16 protein-coding genes are annotated in these 18006 nt (G+C 72.3%); 8 read left to right on the top strand and 8 right to left on the bottom strand.

Going from position 1 to position 18006, the window contains the following annotated elements; translation table 11 throughout:
- Positions 1–7: 7 nt before the first annotated feature.
- The 4 genes from AOM46_RS07450 to AOM46_RS07435 form a co-directional block, all read right to left on the bottom strand.
- On the bottom strand, positions 8–1057 hold the full coding sequence (locus tag AOM46_RS07450) for a zinc-binding dehydrogenase (RefSeq protein ID WP_062207230.1): 1050 nt from the start codon (positions 1055–1057) through the stop codon (positions 8–10).
- Positions 1058–1177: 120 nt separating this feature from the next.
- The gene (locus AOM46_RS07445) at positions 1178–2092 is read right to left on the bottom strand and encodes an NAD-dependent epimerase/dehydratase family protein (RefSeq protein ID WP_062207228.1); all 915 of its coding nucleotides are present in this window, start codon (positions 2090–2092) and stop codon (positions 1178–1180) included.
- A gap of 150 nt (positions 2093–2242) precedes the next feature.
- Positions 2243–2875: a TetR/AcrR family transcriptional regulator gene (locus tag AOM46_RS07440; RefSeq protein ID WP_267887796.1), complete on the bottom strand. Its 633-nt coding sequence runs from the start codon at positions 2873–2875 to the stop codon at positions 2243–2245.
- Between the two features lie 82 nt (positions 2876–2957).
- Positions 2958–4205 (bottom strand): MFS transporter, encoded by a 1248-nt coding sequence (locus AOM46_RS07435; protein ID WP_062207227.1) that lies wholly within the window; start codon positions 4203–4205, stop codon positions 2958–2960.
- Between the two features lie 92 nt (positions 4206–4297).
- On the opposite strand from AOM46_RS07435, the gene AOM46_RS07430 reads away from it, so the two are divergent.
- From AOM46_RS07430 to AOM46_RS07400, 7 genes are all read left to right on the top strand, one after another.
- Entirely contained in the window at positions 4298–5269 is a 972-nt protein-coding gene (locus AOM46_RS07430) for a LysR family transcriptional regulator (protein ID WP_062207224.1), read from the top strand.
- Between the two features lie 230 nt (positions 5270–5499).
- Positions 5500–6936 (top strand): MFS transporter, encoded by a 1437-nt coding sequence (locus AOM46_RS07425; RefSeq protein ID WP_234313671.1) that lies wholly within the window; start codon positions 5500–5502, stop codon positions 6934–6936.
- Positions 6933–8012 carry a phenylacetaldoxime dehydratase family protein gene (locus AOM46_RS07420; RefSeq protein WP_062207222.1) on the top strand — a complete coding sequence of 360 codons (1080 nt, stop codon included), beginning with the start codon at positions 6933–6935 and terminating at the stop codon, positions 8010–8012. The genes AOM46_RS07425 and AOM46_RS07420 overlap by 4 nt, the downstream gene beginning before the upstream one ends.
- Positions 8013–8026: 14 nt before the next feature.
- The gene (locus AOM46_RS07415; protein WP_062207220.1) at positions 8027–9004 is read left to right on the top strand and encodes a LysR family transcriptional regulator; all 978 of its coding nucleotides are present in this window, start codon (positions 8027–8029) and stop codon (positions 9002–9004) included.
- A gap of 23 nt (positions 9005–9027) precedes the next feature.
- Positions 9028–9945 (top strand): carbon-nitrogen hydrolase family protein, encoded by a 918-nt coding sequence (locus tag AOM46_RS07410; RefSeq protein WP_062207218.1) that lies wholly within the window; start codon positions 9028–9030, stop codon positions 9943–9945.
- Between the two features lie 1369 nt (positions 9946–11314).
- Entirely contained in the window at positions 11315–12451 is a 1137-nt protein-coding gene (locus AOM46_RS07405; RefSeq protein ID WP_062207216.1) for an adenosine deaminase, read from the top strand.
- A 164-nt stretch (positions 12452–12615) separates the two neighbouring features.
- The gene (locus AOM46_RS07400; protein WP_062207214.1) at positions 12616–13011 is read left to right on the top strand and encodes a hypothetical protein; all 396 of its coding nucleotides are present in this window, start codon (positions 12616–12618) and stop codon (positions 13009–13011) included.
- A 77-nt stretch (positions 13012–13088) separates the two neighbouring features.
- Here the strand turns inward: AOM46_RS07400 and AOM46_RS07395 are convergent, their stop codons facing one another.
- From AOM46_RS07395 to AOM46_RS07380, 4 genes are all read right to left on the bottom strand, one after another.
- Positions 13089–13823 carry a VanZ family protein gene (locus tag AOM46_RS07395; protein ID WP_158920283.1) on the bottom strand — a complete coding sequence of 245 codons (735 nt, stop codon included), beginning with the start codon at positions 13821–13823 and terminating at the stop codon, positions 13089–13091.
- 90 nt (positions 13824–13913) lie between these two features.
- Entirely contained in the window at positions 13914–14486 is a 573-nt protein-coding gene (locus tag AOM46_RS07390) for a hypothetical protein (RefSeq protein ID WP_062207210.1), read from the bottom strand.
- Entirely contained in the window at positions 14483–16177 is a 1695-nt protein-coding gene (locus tag AOM46_RS07385; protein WP_078856580.1) for a HAMP domain-containing sensor histidine kinase, read from the bottom strand. The genes AOM46_RS07390 and AOM46_RS07385 overlap by 4 nt, the downstream gene beginning before the upstream one ends.
- Before the next feature lie 25 nt (positions 16178–16202).
- Complete coding sequence (locus tag AOM46_RS07380) at positions 16203–16877, bottom strand: response regulator transcription factor (RefSeq protein WP_158920281.1); 675 nt, start codon at positions 16875–16877, stop codon at positions 16203–16205.
- 209 nt (positions 16878–17086) lie between these two features.
- On the opposite strand from AOM46_RS07380, the gene AOM46_RS07375 reads away from it, so the two are divergent.
- Positions 17087–17824, top strand: a complete 738-nt coding sequence (locus tag AOM46_RS07375) for a SigE family RNA polymerase sigma factor (RefSeq protein WP_370592656.1) — start codon at positions 17087–17089, stop codon at positions 17822–17824.
- Positions 17825–18006: the final 182 nt, after the last annotated feature.

The raw sequence follows: 18006 nt of genomic DNA, 5'->3' as shown, positions 1-18006 counted from the left end.
GTGCGGCTCAGGGGTGCAGGACGATCTTCCCCACATGGTCCCTGCGGGCCAGCTCCCGCTGCGCCCGGGCGGCCTCGCGCAGGGGGAACGCGGCGGCGATCACGGGCCGGACGGCGGCCCGGCGGGCCAGTTCCATCAGCAGGTCGAAGTGCCCGGGCGTATGCATCGTCGAGCCGATCACCCGCGTGTTGTGCAGATAGAGCCGCCGCACGTCGAACGTCACCTCGTATCCGCCGAGCGCGCCGGCGACGACCCAGCGGCCGCCCTCGCGCAGCAGCGGCAGCCCGTCGCTCAGCAGCTCGCCGGCGACGACATCGAGGGCGACGTCGATCCCGTCGGGGGCGACGGCGCCGAGCCGCGCGAGGGTGCCAGCCGCGCGGTCGACGACCTCGTGCGCGCCCGCCTCGCGCACCGCCTCGCTCTTGGACCCGCTGCTGATGGCGAGCACCCGGGCGCCGCGCGCACGGGCGATCTGTACCAGCGCGAGGCCGACCCCGCCGGACGCTCCGGAGACCAGCGCGGTCTCACCCTCCCGCAGCCCACCTCGTTCGATCATGCCAAGCGCGGTGCCATAAGCGACCGGTAGTGCCGCGAGCTGATCGTCCGTGAGCGGGGAGTCCGTCATATCGTGCACCCGTGCCGCCGGTGCGGTGACGAACTCGGCGTAGCCGCCGTCGCGTTCGCTGCCCATCAGGCCCACCGGGTTGGCGTCCGGGCCCTCGCCGTCGTAGATCGCCGGGTCGACGACCACCCGGCGGCCGACCAGCCCCTCGTCCCCACCGGGTCCGACGGCCACCACCCGGCCGGCCACATCGGCGCCCTGGACACGGGGGAAGTCGATCGGTCCGCGCCAGCCGGACAGCGCCGCCGGGTCTCCCGGCCGGCCGTAGGCGCCCTCCCTGGTCCACAGGTCGGTGTTGTTCAACGCCACCGCGCCGACCCGGACCAGCACCTCGCCCGCCGCCGGCGTCGGCACGGCCACCTCGGCCGGCTCAAGGACCTCGGGCCCGCCGTGCCCGCTGATCCGCATCGCACGCATGGTCTCGGGTACATCCATCGCCGGCACCTCCGCAAAAATATACCGATCTGTATAACCGGGCCAGGATAGACGGTCGGCTATACAGATCGGTAAAGGGGGTCGGCGGAGAGGGACGGCGAAGGGGTCGGTGAAGGGGACCTACGCGTGCCCCACCTCGGCGTCGATCCAGTCGACGACCGAACGGTGGCGGGGCGTCCAGCCGAGGGTCCGTTCGGCGGTGCCGCGCACCCGGCTGTTGGAGCCCAGGGCGTAGACCGCCGGTTCGTAACCCCAGGCCGCGACGGCCGACTCGATGTCCCAGTCCTCGGGGCCCGCCAGGTCCAGCGCCCGGGCCAGGGCGGTGGTCACCTCCAGAAACGCCGCCTCGCCCGACTCCACGAAGTGGAACGTGCCGGCCGGCGCGTTCTCCAGCGCCAACACATAGAGGTCGGCGACATCCGCCACATGGACGTTGGACCAGATGTTGCGGCCGGCGCCGACATGGCGGACCACCCCGCTCTCTCTGGCCTGCCGCACCAGCGCCGGGATCTGCACGCTGTCCCTGGCCAGCCCGAGTCCGTTGCCGTAGATCAGGGTGTTGCAGAGCACCACGCCGCGCACCCCCGCCGACGCGGAGTCCAGCACCAGCCGGTCGATGGCCACCCGGGGCGCCTTGTCCGGCTCGGGGCGCCAGGACGAGCCAGGCGCCAGGATCTCCTCGCCGTACACCGTCGACGACGCGGTCTCCCCCCGGGCGCCGTCGCCCACCACGCTGGAACCGCTGGTGTGCAGCAGCGGCTTGCCGGTGCCGGCCAGCGCCGCGATCAGCGTTTCGACGGCGCCCCTGTGGTCGCTGTCCGCCGCGTTGACCACCGCGTCCGCCTCCCTGGCCCGGTCGGTCAGCACCTCGGCGTCGTCGAGGCCGCCCACCACGGGCTCCACGCCCAGGGCGGCCAGCCGTTCGGCCTTGGCCGGGGTGCGGGTCAGGCCGCAGACCCGGTGCCCCGCCGCGCGCAGCCGGACGGCGATCGAACCCCCGATGAACCCGGTGGCGCCGGTGACCAGAACCCGCATGGGCCTGCCTCCCTGTCGTTGCCTTGAAATCGCGCTGAAGTCGTCTGGAAGTCGTCCGGAACGCGTTCCTCGTCGTGGCGCGCGTCCGCGCCCGACGAAGAGCCGGACCGCCCAAGGTAGTTGCCCGCGCGGGTAAGCCCGGGGCGCCGGCTACCGCGTGTCGCCGCGCGTGACGCCGTTCAGCAGAGTGGCCGCCAGCCGTTCGGCGAACTCCGCCAGCGGCGGCTCCGGTTCGCGATCCCAGAACCGGCCGAGGAAGGCCCGCTGGAAACACGCCCCCAACAGCAGGGCGGCGGCCGCCTCGGGATCGGCGTCGGCGGCGATCCGCCCCCGGGACCGCTCGCCCGCCAGATAGCCGGCCAACGCCCGCAGCGGCGTGCCGGGCCCCGCGTCGCCCAGCGCCGCGAGTCCGTCCCGATGCTGACGCAACAGCTCGGGCTCGGAGAAGAGCGAGGCGGCGATGGCGATGCTCGACTCGTAGAACCGCACCGCCACCTCGACGATCTCCGCCAGATAGGCGGCCGGCTCACGTTCCCCCGGATCGTCCGTCAACTCGGCCAGCAGCGGGCCGAGTCGGGGCAGCCGCTCCCGCAGCACCAGGAGGAAGATCTCCTCCTTGCCCGCATAGTGCTTGTAGAGCGCCGCCTCCGAACAGCCGGCGTGCCGGGCGATCAGCCGGGTCGTGGTGCGGGCCAGGCCGACGGTGCGCATCAGCTCTTCGGCCGAGGCGAGGATACGGACCCGGGCCGGCGGCCGGTCGGGCCCCCGCGGCTGGTCGGTCACGGAACGACGCACTCCCTCCCGCGCCACGACCCGCGCCACGGCGGTGGGCGCACGCGAATCCGCCCACCCTACGCGCCGCCCGTCAGGCCGCCAGGCCGGTCACCGGCGCCACCCGGGCGCGCGCCGTGGCATAGAGCGTGATCGCCCCGGTGACCAGCAGCGCCGTCAGCGAGAAGAGCACCAGACCGGACCAGTCCGCCCGGTGGTAGACCACCGCGCCCGCCGTGCCGCCCAGGCTCGCGCCCAGGTAGTAGGCCACCTGGTAGAGCGCCGACGCATGCGCCCTGCCCTGGGTGACGACCCGGCTCACCGAGCCGGAGGCAATCGCGTGGCCGAAGAAGAAGCCGCCGGTGATCAGCACCAACCCCAGCAGCACCAGGGCCAGTTGCGCGGTCAGCGTCAACAGCAGCCCGGCCACGGCGGTGCCGATCGCCGCATAGAGCGCGCCGCGCCGACCCAGCCGGTTCAGCATCGGCCCGGAGAGCGCCGACGAACCGGTGCCCACCAGATAGATCACGAAGACCGATCCGGCGAGGCCGGCCGACAGCCCGAACGGGGCCTCCACCAGCCGGAACCCGATCACCGTGTACACCGCGCTGAACGCCGCCATCAGCAGCGCGCCGATCGCGTAGAGCCGCAGCAGCAGTGGCTTGGCCAGATGGTCGCCGACCGTGCGCAGCACCGCCCTCGGGCGCAGCGACACCGGGGTGAAGAACCGCGAGGCGGGCAGCAGCGCCCGGAACAGCAGCGCGGCGACCAGCGCCAGCACCGCGACCGCGGCCAGCGCCGCCCGCCAGCCGGCGGCCTCGGCGACCCAGCCGGTGAGCACCCGCCCCGACATGCCGCCCACGCTGTTCCCGGCGATGAAGAGACCGATCGCGCCCGCCGTGGCCCGCGCGTCCAACTCCTCCGAGAGATAGGCCACCGCCGAGGCCGGAATGCCGGCCAACGCCGCGCCCTGCAGGGCGCGCAGCGCGATCAACGAGGACAGGTCGGGTGCCAGCGGCAGCAGCAGCGCGAGGCCGGCCGCGACCGCGACCGAGACGGTCATCAGCCGGGTGCGGCCGAACCGTTCGGAGAGCGTGCTCAGCGGAAGCACCGCGACGGCGAGGCCGATGGTGGTGGCCGAAACCGTCCAGCTGGCCCGGTCGGGCGAGACCGCGAAGTCCGCGGCGATGTCCGGGAGCAGCGCCTGGGTGGAGAACAGCATCGCGAAGGTCGCCATGCCGATGGCGAAAAGCGCCAGATTGATCCGTTTGCGGAAGGGGTGACGAAACGGCGGCGTTGGGGCTCCCACGGTGGCGGGAGCCCTCGTATCGACGGTGGGCATGCGACGAACCTACGGCGGCCGTTTTATTACGTCCAATACGCGAAGCTGCCACTATTGATGCGTATACGCATCAACCCAGCACAGGGGGCACCATGTCATCGTTCGGCAACGGAGAAGACATTTCAGAAACAGGCGTCCTGCCCGCGTCGGACATCGAGCGCGACTCCTGGGCGGCGCTGCTCACCCCCCGGCTGGCCCAGTTCGCCGGCGTCGCGCGCCATGAGCACATCACCCAGGCCGCCCGTGAACTCGGCATCCCACAGCCGACGTTGAGCCGGGCCATCGCCCGCCTTGAGGACGATCTCGGTGTGCGGCTGCTGGCCCGACACGGCCGCACCGTCTCCCTCACCCCCCTGGGCCGCGCCTTCGCCCGTTCCGTGGAACGCGCCCTCGCCGAGGTCAGCCGGGCCGCCGAGGAGGTCCGCGCGGACGCCGACCCGACCCTCGGCAAGGTCGCCTTCGGCTTTCTGCACACCATGGGCCCCGAGACCATGCCGGCGCTGATCCGCGCCTTCCGCCAGGACCACCCCCGGGTGCGGTTCGTGCTGGTGCAGAGCTATGGCGAGGACATGATCGAACGGATGCGGGCCGGCGAGCTGGACCTCTGCCTCACCTCGCCCGTTCCCGACGCGCCCGATCTGGTCACCCGCCGCCTCGACGAACAGCGGCTCTATCTGGTGGTGCCGGCCGACCACCGCCTCGCCGGCCGCCGCCGGGTGCGGCTGGCCGAGATGGCCGACGAGTCCTTTGTCACCCTGGAGCCCGGCTACGGGCTGCGCCGGCTCACCGACACGCTCTGCGAACAGGCCGGCTTCCGGCCGCGCATCGCCTTCGAGGGCGAGGAGCCGGAGACGCTGCGCGGGCTGGTCGCCGCCGGGCTCGGCGTCGCGCTGCTGCCGCCGGCGACCCTGCCCCGCCCGGGCGTCCACGACCTCACCGTCACCGCGCCGCGCGCCATCCGGGAGATCGGCGTCGCCTGGATGGCGGCCCGCCCGGAAACGCCGCCGGTCACGGCCTTCCGCCGCTTTCTGCTCGGCCGCAGGGGCCGTCTCACCACGGGCTGAACCCACCCGAATCCCGCCCGAATCCCGGCCCTTTGGTGTGATATTCACCGCATCGATATTCGTCATATTCAGTATTTGTTTTCCTGAACACGGACACACACGTACGTTCGTTGCTCACCGGTCGCACCGTTCCCCCGAAAGCGACCGTGGCCCATGTGTCCCCGTGTCCTCGTGACGCCCGTGAGTGTGCCGTCGCCGCCCCCCCGGCGGTGGTGGTCCTGGAGGCCAGCGTGTCCGAATCCCCGTCCCCTTCGTCGGTCGTCGCCCGTCAGGGGCAGCTCAGTTCGTTGCGCGCGGCCGTGGCCGGCAATGTCCTGGAGTGGTTCGACTGGACGCTCTACTCGATCTTCTCCACCTATATAGCCGCCCACTTCTTCGACAAGTCCAACCCCTCCTCGGCGCTGCTCTCCACCCTCGCCGTCTTCGCCGTCGGATTCCTCGCCCGACCGCTGGGCGGCCTCGTCTTCGGCCGGCTCGCCGACCGCAGGGGACGCAAGGTCGTCCTCGTCGTCACCATCACGATCATGTCGGTGTCCAGCCTGGTGATCGCCCTGATCCCCGGCTACGACCAGATAGGTGTCTGGGCCTCCGTGGTCCTGCTGCTCGCGCGGCTGGCCCAGGGCCTCGCCCACGGCGGCGAGTCCGGCGTCTCCTACACCTATGTCTCGGAGATCGCCCCGCCCAAGCGCCGTGGCCTCTGGTCCAGCTCGGTGTTCTTCGCCGTCACCCTCGGCGTGATGCTGGCCACCTCGCTCGGCTGGTTCTGTACCACCTTCTTCGGCGACGACGGCACCCAGGACTACGGCTGGCGCGGCGCCTTCATCTTCGGCGCCCTGCTCGGCGTCCTGGTGCTGTGGCTGCGCCGCACCGCCGAGGAGACCAGCCACTTCAACGAGAACGAGAAGCCGGCCGGGAAGGAGAAGCCCGCCGCCAAGCCCACCCTGCCCAGGAGCCAGGCGGTCAGGATCGGCCTGCTGGTGATCCTGCTGGCCTGCGGCCACAACTGCGCCTACTACGTGTGGGCCACCTTCGCCTCCTCGTTCGCCATCTCGCAGCGCGACATGGACCCGCAGAGCGCCTTCACCGCCAGCCTGTTGGCGCAGGCCGTCGCCCTCGGCATGCTGGTGCTGTGGGGCAACCTCTCGGACCGGGTCGGCCGCCGGCCGATGATCATCGCGATGGGAATCGCCGCCATCGCCCTCTACTACCCGCTCTCCCTGCTGATCAGCGACGCCCCCTGGACGCTGTTCGTGGCCCAGGCCGTGGGCATGTCCGTCTGGGCGATGGGCGCCGCCATGTACCCCGCGTTCATCTCCGAGCTGTTCCCCACCCACACCAGGGCCGCCGGCGTCGCCGTCGCCACCTCCGTCTCCGTCGCCCTCTTCGGCGGCACCGCCCCCTACCTGATGACCTGGTTCGACGACCACGGCGTCGCCTGGGTGTTCTGGATCTGGGTCGGACTGCTCTCCTCCCTGGCCATCGTCGGCGGCCTGATCGTCCGCGAGACCAGGGGCATCGACCTCGGCTCCGTCACCTCCCCGTTCCGCGGCCGCACGCAGGTCGGGCCGAACGGGACGGTCAGCGTGCACGGGACCGGCAGCGTGAACGGTGGGCCCGGGACGGACCGCGCCCCGAGCCCCGACGACAGGGAGACGACCCCACGGTGAGCTGGACCCCCGACTACCCCAGGACCATCCCCGAACGCCGCCCCGAGGGCCACCGACCGCGCGCCCCGCGCTGGACGCTCGGCTTCGACGCCCCCACCTCGCTGCTCACCAGCGACTACCTCGCCGTCCAGACCGACGGCACCGAGGGCCAACGGGCCCCCGCCGTACGGGAGTTCCTGGCCGCCGTCCGCGCCACCCACCGGGGTGGCGCGGCGGCGGACGCCCCCGAAGCCTGGGAACTGCTGAGCCACACCGACGAGGCCGGCGCCCACAACCTGGTGCACCTCGCCTACTGGAAGGACTCCACCGCCCACGCCCGCTGGCTGGCCACCGCCCCGCTCCCCGGCTGGTACCAGGGGCTCGACCCGGCGACGATCGACCACGGCGCCTGGCACGAGATCGTCCAGGTGCCGCCGGAACGCGCCGAGACCATCTACTCCGATCCGCGCCGCGACTTCGGCATGGCCGCCTGCGCCGGCACCCGCATGGTGTCGATGACCTACAACGGCTACTTCGGCGCCGCCCGCGACCGGATGCCGCTCTCCGCGATCGACCCGCTGGAACCGGCCGGCCCGCACCGCCGCCGCACCCCGCCCCCCGACCCCAGGGGGCGTCGGCTGCGCGCCGAATGCGGCCACAACACCGCCGTCATCCGCTCCGGCCAGTACTGGCAGCGCGCCGAGGGCGAGCAACTGGCCGACTACGAACAGGCCCTCCAACCCAAGCTGATGGCCGGCATGGACCACCTCCGCCAGGCCGCCGACACCGAGGGCACCCTGGCGCTGCGCGTCATGACCAGCCTGGACCGCGACACCCTGGAGCCGCTGCGCGAGACCTCCGTGCTCGGCCACTTCCACAGCCTGGCCGCCCTGGAGGGCTGGGCCGCCGGACACGCCACCCACGCCGCGATCTACGAACACGCCATCGCCAGGAACCGGCAGTACGGCGAGGCGCGCACCGTGGTCACCTGGCACGAGGTGTTCGTACTGCCCCGCACCGCCGCTTTCGAGTACGTCAACTGCCATCCCGCGACGGGCATCCTGTCCCATGCCCCGACCCTGCTGGCCGTGACCTAGAGGCACCCATGGCTATGTCCCCCACGTCCCCCACGTCTCCCGGCCACCCCGGTGGACCGTCCGACGATCCGGTCATCGACCTGCGCGGATACGACCTCAACCTGCTGGTCGTCTTCGCCGTGCTGATGCGCGAGCGGAACGTCACCCGCACCGCCGAGCAGCTGCACATGAGCCAGGCCGCCGTCTCGGCCGCCCTCGGCCGGCTGCGGAAGCTCTTCGACGATCCGCTGTTCGTCCGCGCCCCCGGCGGCATGACCCCCACGGCCAGGGCCCGCCGCCTCCAGGTGCCCGTCCGGCGCGGTCTCGACAGCCTCAAGATCGCCATCGCCGGCGAACCGGGATTCGACCCCGCCGGCAGCGGCGCCGTCTTCCGCCTCGGCATGTCCGACGATCTGGAGGCGCTGCTGCTGCCGGGACTCATCGCCCAGGTCACCGCCGCCTCGCCCGAATCCTCGGTCTTCTGCCTCCAGGCCAACCGGATGACCGTCGGCGGACTTCTGGAGTCGGGCCAGGTCGAGGTCGGCGTCTCGGCCGCCGCGGCCTGGGGCCCGGAGATCCACAGCCGCACCCTCTTCTCGTCCCGCTACGCCGTCCTCTACGACCCGCGCGCCCTCGAACGGACGGGCCCGTTGACGCGCGCCGAGTATGTCGCCCTCCCCCACCTGATGATCAGCGCGGACGGCACCAGGGGCATCGTCGACGACGTCCTCGAAGCCGACGACCAGACCCGGCACCGGATCGCCTCCACCGCCCACTTCGCGATGGTCCCGCTGCTCCTCGCCAGCACCCCGGCCGTCGCCACCATGCCGCGCCACGCCGCCGAGGTCTTCGCCACCCGGCACGGCCTTGAGGTCTGCGAACCCCCCATCGACCTGCCGCAGTTCACCGTCTCCGCGCTGTGGCACCGCAGCAGCGCCGAGGACCCACGGGTGCGCTGGCTGCTGGGCCAGCTCACCTCGCTGGCCGCCCAACTCGCACCGCCCACCCCCTGAGCCGAATGACTGGAGCCGCAACCATGACCAGGATCGCCCTCGCCCAGTACGGAGCCGTCGCCTTCGACACGCCGGCCACCGTGGAGAAGGCGGTCGCCGTGATCGCCGAGGCAGCCGCCAACGGCGCCGAACTGATCGTCTTCCCCGAGGCGTTCCTCGGCACCTACCCGAAGGGCCTCACCTTCGGCAGCCCCGTCGGCCGCCGCACCGAGGAGGGCCGCGACGAGTACCTGCGCTCCTGGAACGCCGCCGTCGAACTCGAAGGCCCGGAACTGGCCCTCGTCGGCGACGCCGCCAGGGAACACGGGATCTTCGTCGTCATGGGAATGATCGAACGCGCCGGACGCACCCTCTACTGCACCGTCGCCATGATCGACCAGCACGGCGAACTCGCCGGCCACCACCGCAAGGTGATGCCCACCGGCTCCGAACGACTGATCTGGGGCCTCGGCGACGGCTCCACCCTCCCCGTCGTCGACTCCCCGGCCGGCAAGGTGGGCAGCGTCATCTGCTGGGAGAACTACATGCCGCTGCTGCGCGCCGCGATGTACGCGCGGGGCGTGGAGATCTACTGCGCCCCGACCGCCGACGACCGGGAGAGCTGGCTGCACACCATGCACCATGTCGCCCTGGAGGGACGCTGCTGGGTGCTCACCACCTGCCAGGTGATGCGCCGCTCCGACTACCCGGACGACTACGCGGCGCAGTTCGGCACCGAGCCGGACGACATCCTGATGCGCGGCGGCTCGGCGGTGATCTCCCCCACCGGCCAACTCGTCGCCGGCCCCCTCTACGACGAGGAGGGACTGCTCTACGCCGACGTCGACCGCCAGGAGATCATCCGCCAAAGCCTCGACTTCGACGCCGTCGGCCACTACGCCCGCCCCGACATCTTCACCCTCACCACCGACACCACCCCCAACCGCCCGCCCACCCCCTAGCCCTCCAGACGTGCCCGGGCCGCCGGCCCACGCCCGCATGGCTTGCGGCCTCGCCCCCCGGGCCTGACGGCCCGCGCCCGCATGGCCGGACGGGTTCCGCCCCAGACCTGGCACCCCGCGCCGGCACGGCCGGACGGCCTGCGCCTCGGGCCTGGCGGCCCGCGCCGGCACGGCCGGACGGCTTGTGTCCCGGGCCTGACGGCCCGGACCCGGTTGGGTTGCCGGCCTGGGGCCTCCGGACCTGGCGACCCCACTCGGCCGGACGGCCTGCGCCCCGGACCTGGCGGCCCGTGCCGGCGCCGCCGGACGGCTTGTGTCCCGGGCCTGACGGCCCGGACCCGGTTGGGTTGCCGGCCTCGCGCCTCGGGCCTGGCGGCCCGTGCCCGCTTGGCCGGACGGCTTGTGTCCCGTGCCTGGCGGCCCGGACCGCTCGGGCCAACTGCTTACGCCCCGGGCCTACTTGGTCCGACTGCGCGCGCCTCCGGACCTGGCGATCCCACTCGGCCGGACGGCCTGCGCCCCGGACCTGGCGGCCCGTGCCGGCGCCGCCGGACGGCTTGTGTCCCGGGCCTGACGGCCCGGACCCGGTTGGGTTGCCGGCCTCGCGCCTCGGGCCTGGCGGCCCGTGCCCGCTTGGCCGGACGGCTTGTGTCCCGTGCCTGGCGGCCCGGACCGCTCGGGCCAACTGCTTACGCCCCGGGCCCACTTGGTCCGACTGCGTACGCCTCCGGACCTGGCGACCCCACTCGGCCGGACGGCCTGCGCCCCGTGCCTGCTTGGCCAGATGGCTGGCGCCGCAGGCCAGCGCCCCGGGTCTGGCGGCCCGTACCCGCCCGGCCGACGGCCTGCGCCCCTGGCCTGACGGCCGGTGCCTGCTCGGGTTCCGGGCCTGGCGGCCCGGGCCCGCTTGCGCCGCAGACCAGAGCACCGGGCCTCGCTGCCCGTGCCTGCTTGGTTGCCGGCCTGCGCCCCTGGCCAGACGGCCCGGGCCCGCTCGCGTCGCGGACCTGCGCCCTGGGCCTGGCGGCCCCGACCGCTCGGGCCAACTACGCACGCTCCGGGCCTACTTGGCCCGACTGCTCACGCCCCCGGACCGCTTGGCCGCACGGCTTGCGTTGTAGACCAGCGCGCCCGGCCTGGCGGATCCGCTCGGGCCGTTGGCTTGCCGCCCGGGCCCGGCGGCCCGACCCCGGACCACGCGGCCCGCGAACGGCGGTCCGGACCCACCTTGGCGGCCGAAGGACGGGCCCGCGGGCGGCGCCGGGCCCCGCCGGGGCCCCGGCCCCGCCCGGTGGACGCCCCCCCGGCGTGAGGGAACGCCACCCCGGCGTGAGGGGACGTCTACGCGCGTAGGAAGTACAGTGCTGACGTGACTTCGCATGAGACGACGACGCCGACCGAAGAGCAGATCCTGCGTGCCCCGAAGGTGCTGCTCCATGACCATCTCGATGGTGGGCTGCGGCCGGCCACCATCGTCGAACTCGCCCATGCGCAGGGCTACTCGGGGCTGCCGACGGAGGATCCCGCCGCGTTGGGGGAGTGGTTTCTCGCCGCCGCCAACTCCGGTTCGCTGGAGCGGTACCTGGAGACGTTCGCGCACACCACCGCCGTGATGCAGGACGCCGCCGCGCTGCGGCGGGTGGCCGCCGAGTGTGTCGAGGACCTGGCTGCCGACGGGGTGGTGTACGCCGAGATCCGCTATGCGCCCGAGCAGCATCTGACGGCCGGGCTCTCCCTGGTCGAGGTGGTGGAGGCGGTCAACGAGGGGTTCCGCGAGGGGGAGCGGCGCGCCGCCGCCACCGGTGCGCGGATCCGGGTGGGCGCGCTGCTGACCGCCATGCGGCACGCCGCCCGCTCGTTGGAGATCGCCGAACTCGCCAACGACTACCGGGAGTCGGGCGTGGTGGGCTTCGATATCGCGGGGGCCGAGGCCGGGTTCCCGCCCACCCGCCATCTGGACGCCTTCGAGTTCCTGAAGCGGGAGAACAACCACTTCACCATCCATGCCGGCGAGGCGTTCGGACTGCCGTCGATCTGGCAGGCGCTCCAGTGGTGCGGAGCCGACCGCCTCGGGCACGGGGTGCGGATCATCGACGATATCGAGGTGGCCGAGGACGGTCGGGTCTCGTTGGGGCGGTTGGCGGCATATGTCCGGGACAAGCGGATTCCGCTGGAGTTGTGCCCGACCTCCAACCTCCAGACCGGCGCGGCCAGTTCGTATGCCGAGCATCCCATCGGTCTGCTCCGTCGGCTCAGCTTCCGCGCCACCGTCAACACCGACAACCGACTGATGAGCGGCACCAGCCTGAGTCGTGAATTCACCCATCTGGTAGAGGCGTTCGGCTATACGCTGGACGACCTCCAGTGGTTCACGGTCAATGCGATGAAATCCGCGTTCATTCCTTTCGATGAACGTCTGGCCATGATCAATGACGTGATCAAGCCCGGATATGCGGCGCTGCGTTCCGCATGGCTGTTCCATGGAAAGCCTGAATCACCCCTCTGAGCTGGGGTGTTGTCCATCCCGAGGGGCGGGCGGCGAGAGGGCGCGCGCTCGCCCGGGTGGGTGAGTTTCGAGTGGCGGCACACTTTTCGATTCATTGCGACAATGGGTTTCACCTGACTACCTTCGGGCTCGCCGCTCACAACACACCCAAGGAAGTCCTACTGATGAAGCACGCAACTGCCAAGACCCTCGGTGTGGCCGCGCTCGGTGCCGCCTTCGCCGCCTCCGCCGCCGGTTCCGCCTCCGCCATGAGCGTCAACGAGGGCCTGGCCCACGCCACGGGCCAGGTCGCCAGCTCCGTCCCCGTCGAGGACGCGGTCACCCAGGTGGAAGGCGATGTCGTCAGGGGCGGCACCGAACTGCTGACCAACGACGCCGTGACCGGCACGCTGGGCAGCGCCACCGAGACCCTGAGCCACACCGCCAGCAAGCCGGCCGCCGGTGAGCTGCTGGGCGGGCTGGCCCCCGGCGCGTTGGACACGGTGACCGGCGCGGCGGGTCTGTCCCAGGTCAACGGTGCCGCCGGCGCGGTCACCGGCGCGCTGGGCGCCCTGGGCTGACCGACCGGGCCACGCCGCAGCGCCAGGGCCGTACTCCCAAGCCCCCCGTGGAGTACGGCCCTTCGCCGTGCCCGCGTTCAGTACCAGCTGGCCATCCGCGCCTGCACCGGCGGCGTCGGCGGTGCGGGTGGCGCCGGCGGAATCCGTGGCGACGGCCGGACGTGCGGGGTGCGCGGGGCCGGCGGCTCATGACCTGGCTCGGGCGGGGAGGCGTGCGCCGGCGGACGCGCCGGCGGCTCCGGCGGGGAGGCGGACGGCGGTGGCTGGGGCGGCGGCCCGGTGGTGGCGAACCGGCGCAGCAGTCCGTAGCAGAGCTGGTGGGCCAGCGCGACGCCCAACGTGTTCAGCAGCACCGAGTCGATGTCGAACACCCGGCTGGGCGCCAGGGTCTGGCCGCATTCGAGCGTCAGCGAGACCATCGCGCCGGTGAACGCCGTGCGGGCCAGCGAGCCGAGCCGGCCGCCGCCGAGGTGGGCGCCGAGCAGCGGCAGCAGGGCGCCCAGCGGGGCCAGCCTGACCAGCCCGGCGCCGAGCGTTCTGGCCGCCTCGACGGGGCCGCGTTCGATATCGGTCCTGATGGTGGCCAGCGGTTCCAGGTTGCCGGGCGAGACCCAGAGCACGGTCAGCGAGCGCATCGCCAGCCAGGTGGCCAGCGCCAGATAGACCAGCAGCGACACCAGCGCACCCACCCGCAGGGCGGGGGAGACCTCGGGGACGCTTCCGCGTCGGTCCCGCGCCGAACCGGGAGGCTCGGCGGGGCCCCTTTCGGCGGGTGGCGTCGGCTCGGCTGAGCCCGCAGGATGTTGCCGCACGCAGAACAGGACGCCGAGCACGTCAGGGGCGGTTCCCCCGGCGCACTGTGAGCTGGGCCCCACCCGGGATCCGGCGGCGGCCGGATCGGCTCAGCCGGTGGCGTGCGCGGACTTGGGGCTGCGCAGGGCGGCGGCGCAGCTGTACGTCTGCGGCTTCTCGGAACGCGGCCCCGGCGGGCCGCCGAGGGTCACCCGCTGGCCGTCGCCCAACTCGCTCTTCGCGAAGGTGCAGATGATCTGGTCGAGCGCCAACGCGGGGAGTTCCTTGGGGCGTTCGCTGAGACGGACCACGCCAGCCGGGTCCTCGGCGGCGGGGCCGGCTATCTCCAGATCGTCGGGCACCGAGCTGCTGAACCCGGCGGTCCGCTCCGCGCGCGCCGGCTCGTTCTGCATCTCCCGCAGCAGCGTGCGGGCCACCTCGGTCCGATCGAGGCCACCGGTCATGGTGCTGGGCAGATAGCGGGTGACAAACGTCAGCCGCTGGGCGCAGACCAGGTAGATCTCCGTGTGGTCCTCCTCCCCGGCCGGCGCGTCACAGGAGGCGCGGGTCGGCGCGGGACCGGCGTCGACCGGGACATCCGTCGGCCTGATACCGCAGCCGAGGGCGGTGGTCGCCAGCAGCAGGCCGGTCAGCGCCAGCCGCCCGGATCGTATCCGTCTCACTTCCTGCCCTCCTCCGAACCGCCCCGCGTCGCCCGGGCGTTGCCGGCGTCCCCGATGAGGCCGTCGTCGTCGCCGATCAGGCCGTCGGCGGCGTCGGGGTCCTCTTCGCCCTCCGGGGGCGGGCCCGAGTCGCGGGGCAGCAGCAGGGTGAACACGGCGCCGCCGGCCGGGTCGTTGTGGACGGTGATGTCCCCGCCGTGCAGATGCGCGTTCTCCAGCGCGATGGAGAGGCCGAGGCCGCTGCCGTCCGATCGGGGGCGGGAGGCGCTGGCCTTGTAGAAACGGTCGAAGACGTGCGGCAGCACCTCCTCGGGGATGCCTGGCCCCTGGTCGGCCACCTCGACGGTGACCTGCCGCCCGTGGTCCGTCATTCCCTCCCGCACGGTGACCCGCACCGGGGAGCCGCCGTGCTTGAGGGCGTTGCCGATCAGGTTCGCCAGGATGACGTCGAGCCGGCGGGGGTCGAGCCGGGCGATGATGCCCCGGTCCGCGTCCAGATGCACCGCGTCCAGCCAGGCGCGGGCGTCGATACAGGCGGTGACCTGGTCGGCTATGTTGACGTCGTCGAGCACCATCTTGGCGGTGCCGGCGTCGAAGCGGGTCACCTCCATCAGGTTCTCCACCAGGTCGTTGAGCCGCCTGGTCTCGCTGACCACCAGCTGCACGGCGGGCGCGATCCGGGGGTCGAGCGTCTCGACCTCGTCCTCCAGCAGCTCCGTCATCGCGGTGATCGCGGTCATCGGGGTGCGCAGCTCGTGCGACATGTCGGCGACGAACCTGCGGCTCGCGGTCTCCCGTTCGCTGAGATCGTCCACCTGGGCCTCAAGCGATGCGGCGGCGTCGTTGAACGTCCGGCTCAGCTCGGCGAGTTCGTCCGTTCCGCGCACTTCGAGGCGGGTGTCCAGCTTGCCCTCGCCCAGCCGGCGGGCCGCGTTGCTCAGCCGTTGCACCGGGCGGAGCACCATGGTCGCGGCGCCCTGGGCGAGCAGCACGGAGCCGACCACCGCGAGGCCGGTGGCCACGCCCAGGGACATCGCCAGCGATTTGAGATCGTCGCGTTCGGCCTCCAGGGACGCCAGCACATAGCCGATCGGGCCGCCGCCGATCACCTGGGCGCCGCCGACCAGATAGGGATCCCCGTCGATGTTGATCCGCTGCCAGTACAGGTGGTACGCGTCCTCGTCCGAGGCGCCGTCCCTGCGCTCGCGGACGGCCTCCCGCAGCGAGGTCGGCACCATGGCCAGCCGGAACACCGTGGGATCGGACTCGGCCAGGCACTCCACGCCGTCGCCGCCCCGGTCGTCCGTCGCCCGGTCGTCCTCCAGGACCACCTGGTAGTTGAACGTGTGGTTGGCCACCTCGGCCGCCATGTTCCGCAGCTCGTCGCAGCTGGGATCGTCGGAGAGCGCGCCGGCGCGGTCGCCGAGGGACTGGCTGAAGTCCCCGAGCGCCGACTCCTGGGCGCGGGTGAGCACGGCGTCCCGGTTGAGCCAGTAGGCGATCCCGGAGACGGAGACGGCCGCGACAAGCGCCACCAGCGCGAAGACCGTGACCAGCCGCAGCCGCAGGCTGGTGAGCCGCAACAGCGTGCGCAGCCAGCCGCGCACGCGCCCCTCGGCGCGCCCCGGGGGGCGTCCTTCGGCGCGCTCTTCGGCACGTTCCTCGGGCTGTGGGGGAGCCGCCTCGCGCATCAGCCGATCTCCGCCGTCCCCGTCATCAGGGCGCGTCCAGTCGGTAGCCCACGCCGCGCACGGTGCGGATCAGCTTGGGGGAGGACGGCACGTCCTCGACCTTGGCGCGGAGCCGCTGGACGCAGGCGTCCACCAGCCGGGAGTCGCCCAGATAGTCGTGCTCCCAGACCAGCCGCAGCAGCTGCTGCCGGGACAGCGCCTGACCGGGACGGCGGCTCAGCTCCAGCAGCAACCGCAGCTCGGTCGGGGTGAGTTGCAGATCGACGCCGTCCCTGGTGACCGTCATCGCCGAGCGGTCGATCACCAGGGAGCCGAAGGTCACCGAGTCGTTGGACTCGCGCTCGCCCCGGCGCATCACGGCCCGGATCCGCGCGTCGAGCACCCGGCCCTGCACCGGCTTCACCACATAGTCGTCGGCCCCCGACTCCAGGCCCACCACCACGTCGATGTCGTCACTGCGCGCGGTGAGCAGGATGATCGGCAGCTGATCGGTGCGCCGGATACGTCGGCACACCTCGAAGCCGTCGATTCCGGGCAGCATGACGTCCAAAACGATCAGGTCGGGACGCTGCTCCCGAAGGGAACGCAGACCGTCCTCGCCCGTTGGCGCGGTCACCACACGATGCCCCTGGCGGGTCAGGCTCATTTCCAGGGCCGTGCGTACCGCCTCGTCGTCCTCGATCAGCAACAGGAAAGCCACGTGGCTCATTGTGGCCCATGGAGCGGGCGGAGTTCGACCGTCCTGCGCTGAGGCTTGTCCCACAGCCCGCGACCGGGCCGTTCGCCCGAACTCCCCAGTAACACAAGGGAACCACCGCGACCCCTGTGACACCGCTGTGACAGTTGGGGGACCCCGTCATGAAACTGGCCCGGCAAGGTATTTCGCAACGGACAGGGACGACCTTCACGATGGGGGAGCTGATGAGCGTCAAGCAGGACACCATCGACACGACGGTGAATGACACGCACGCGACCGCCTCGTTGGTTCCCGTCCGGCACGGGGAGAAGTCCGGTGCCGCGTATCGGCTTGGGGGTCGCCGCGGCATCGGTCACCAGCGTCCTTCGCACCTCACCGCGGTGGGCGCTACGGGGGGATGTGCGGGGAAGGCACGGCGCGAAGGGGGCACGGAGGCGGAGTTCACCGCCTATGTGCGAGAGCGCCGGGCCTCCCTGTACGCCACCGCCTACCACCTGACGGGCGACCGGCACGAGGCAGAGGACCTGCTTCAGAGTGCACTGCTGTCCACTTACCGTGCCTGGGACCGGATCAGCGACAAGGCGGCCGTCGGGGGATATCTGCGACGGACCATGACAAACCTGCACATCAGTGCCTGGCGGCGGCGGAAGCTCAACGAGTACCCGACCGAGGAACTGCCCGAGGCGCCCGGCGAGCAGGACACCATGCGCGGCACCGAGCTGCGCACGGTCCTCTGGCAGGCGCTGGCCCGGCTCCCGGAGCAGCAGCGCACCATGCTGGTGCTGCGGTACTACGAGGGGCAGACCGACCCGGAGATCGCCGACACGCTCAACATCAGCGTCGGCACCGTCAAGAGCAGCATCTGGCGCACCCTGCGCCGGCTGCGCGAGGACCGGGCGCTCAGCCTCGGCCAGGACCAGGAGGAGTCCTTCGGCGAGTTGGTCGCCTGAAGGCTGGGGGGGAACGGGGATCGGGGGATCCCGGGGGGAAACGGGGGAATGGGGGAATGGGGGAAACAGGGGGGGAATCGGGGGGACGGGGATAGGAGGGGTGCGGGGGCGCCCCTGGAGGGGTCCACGGGGGGTCCCTCGGGGGGACAGAAGAGGGGGAACGGGGGGCGCACGGGGGAGGC

Source organism: Streptomyces sp. NBRC 109706 (assembly GCF_000974485.1).
In the GTDB taxonomy this organism is placed as follows: domain Bacteria; phylum Actinomycetota; class Actinomycetes; order Streptomycetales; family Streptomycetaceae; genus Streptomyces.
This window is presented reverse-complemented; position numbering and strand designations above follow the sequence as displayed.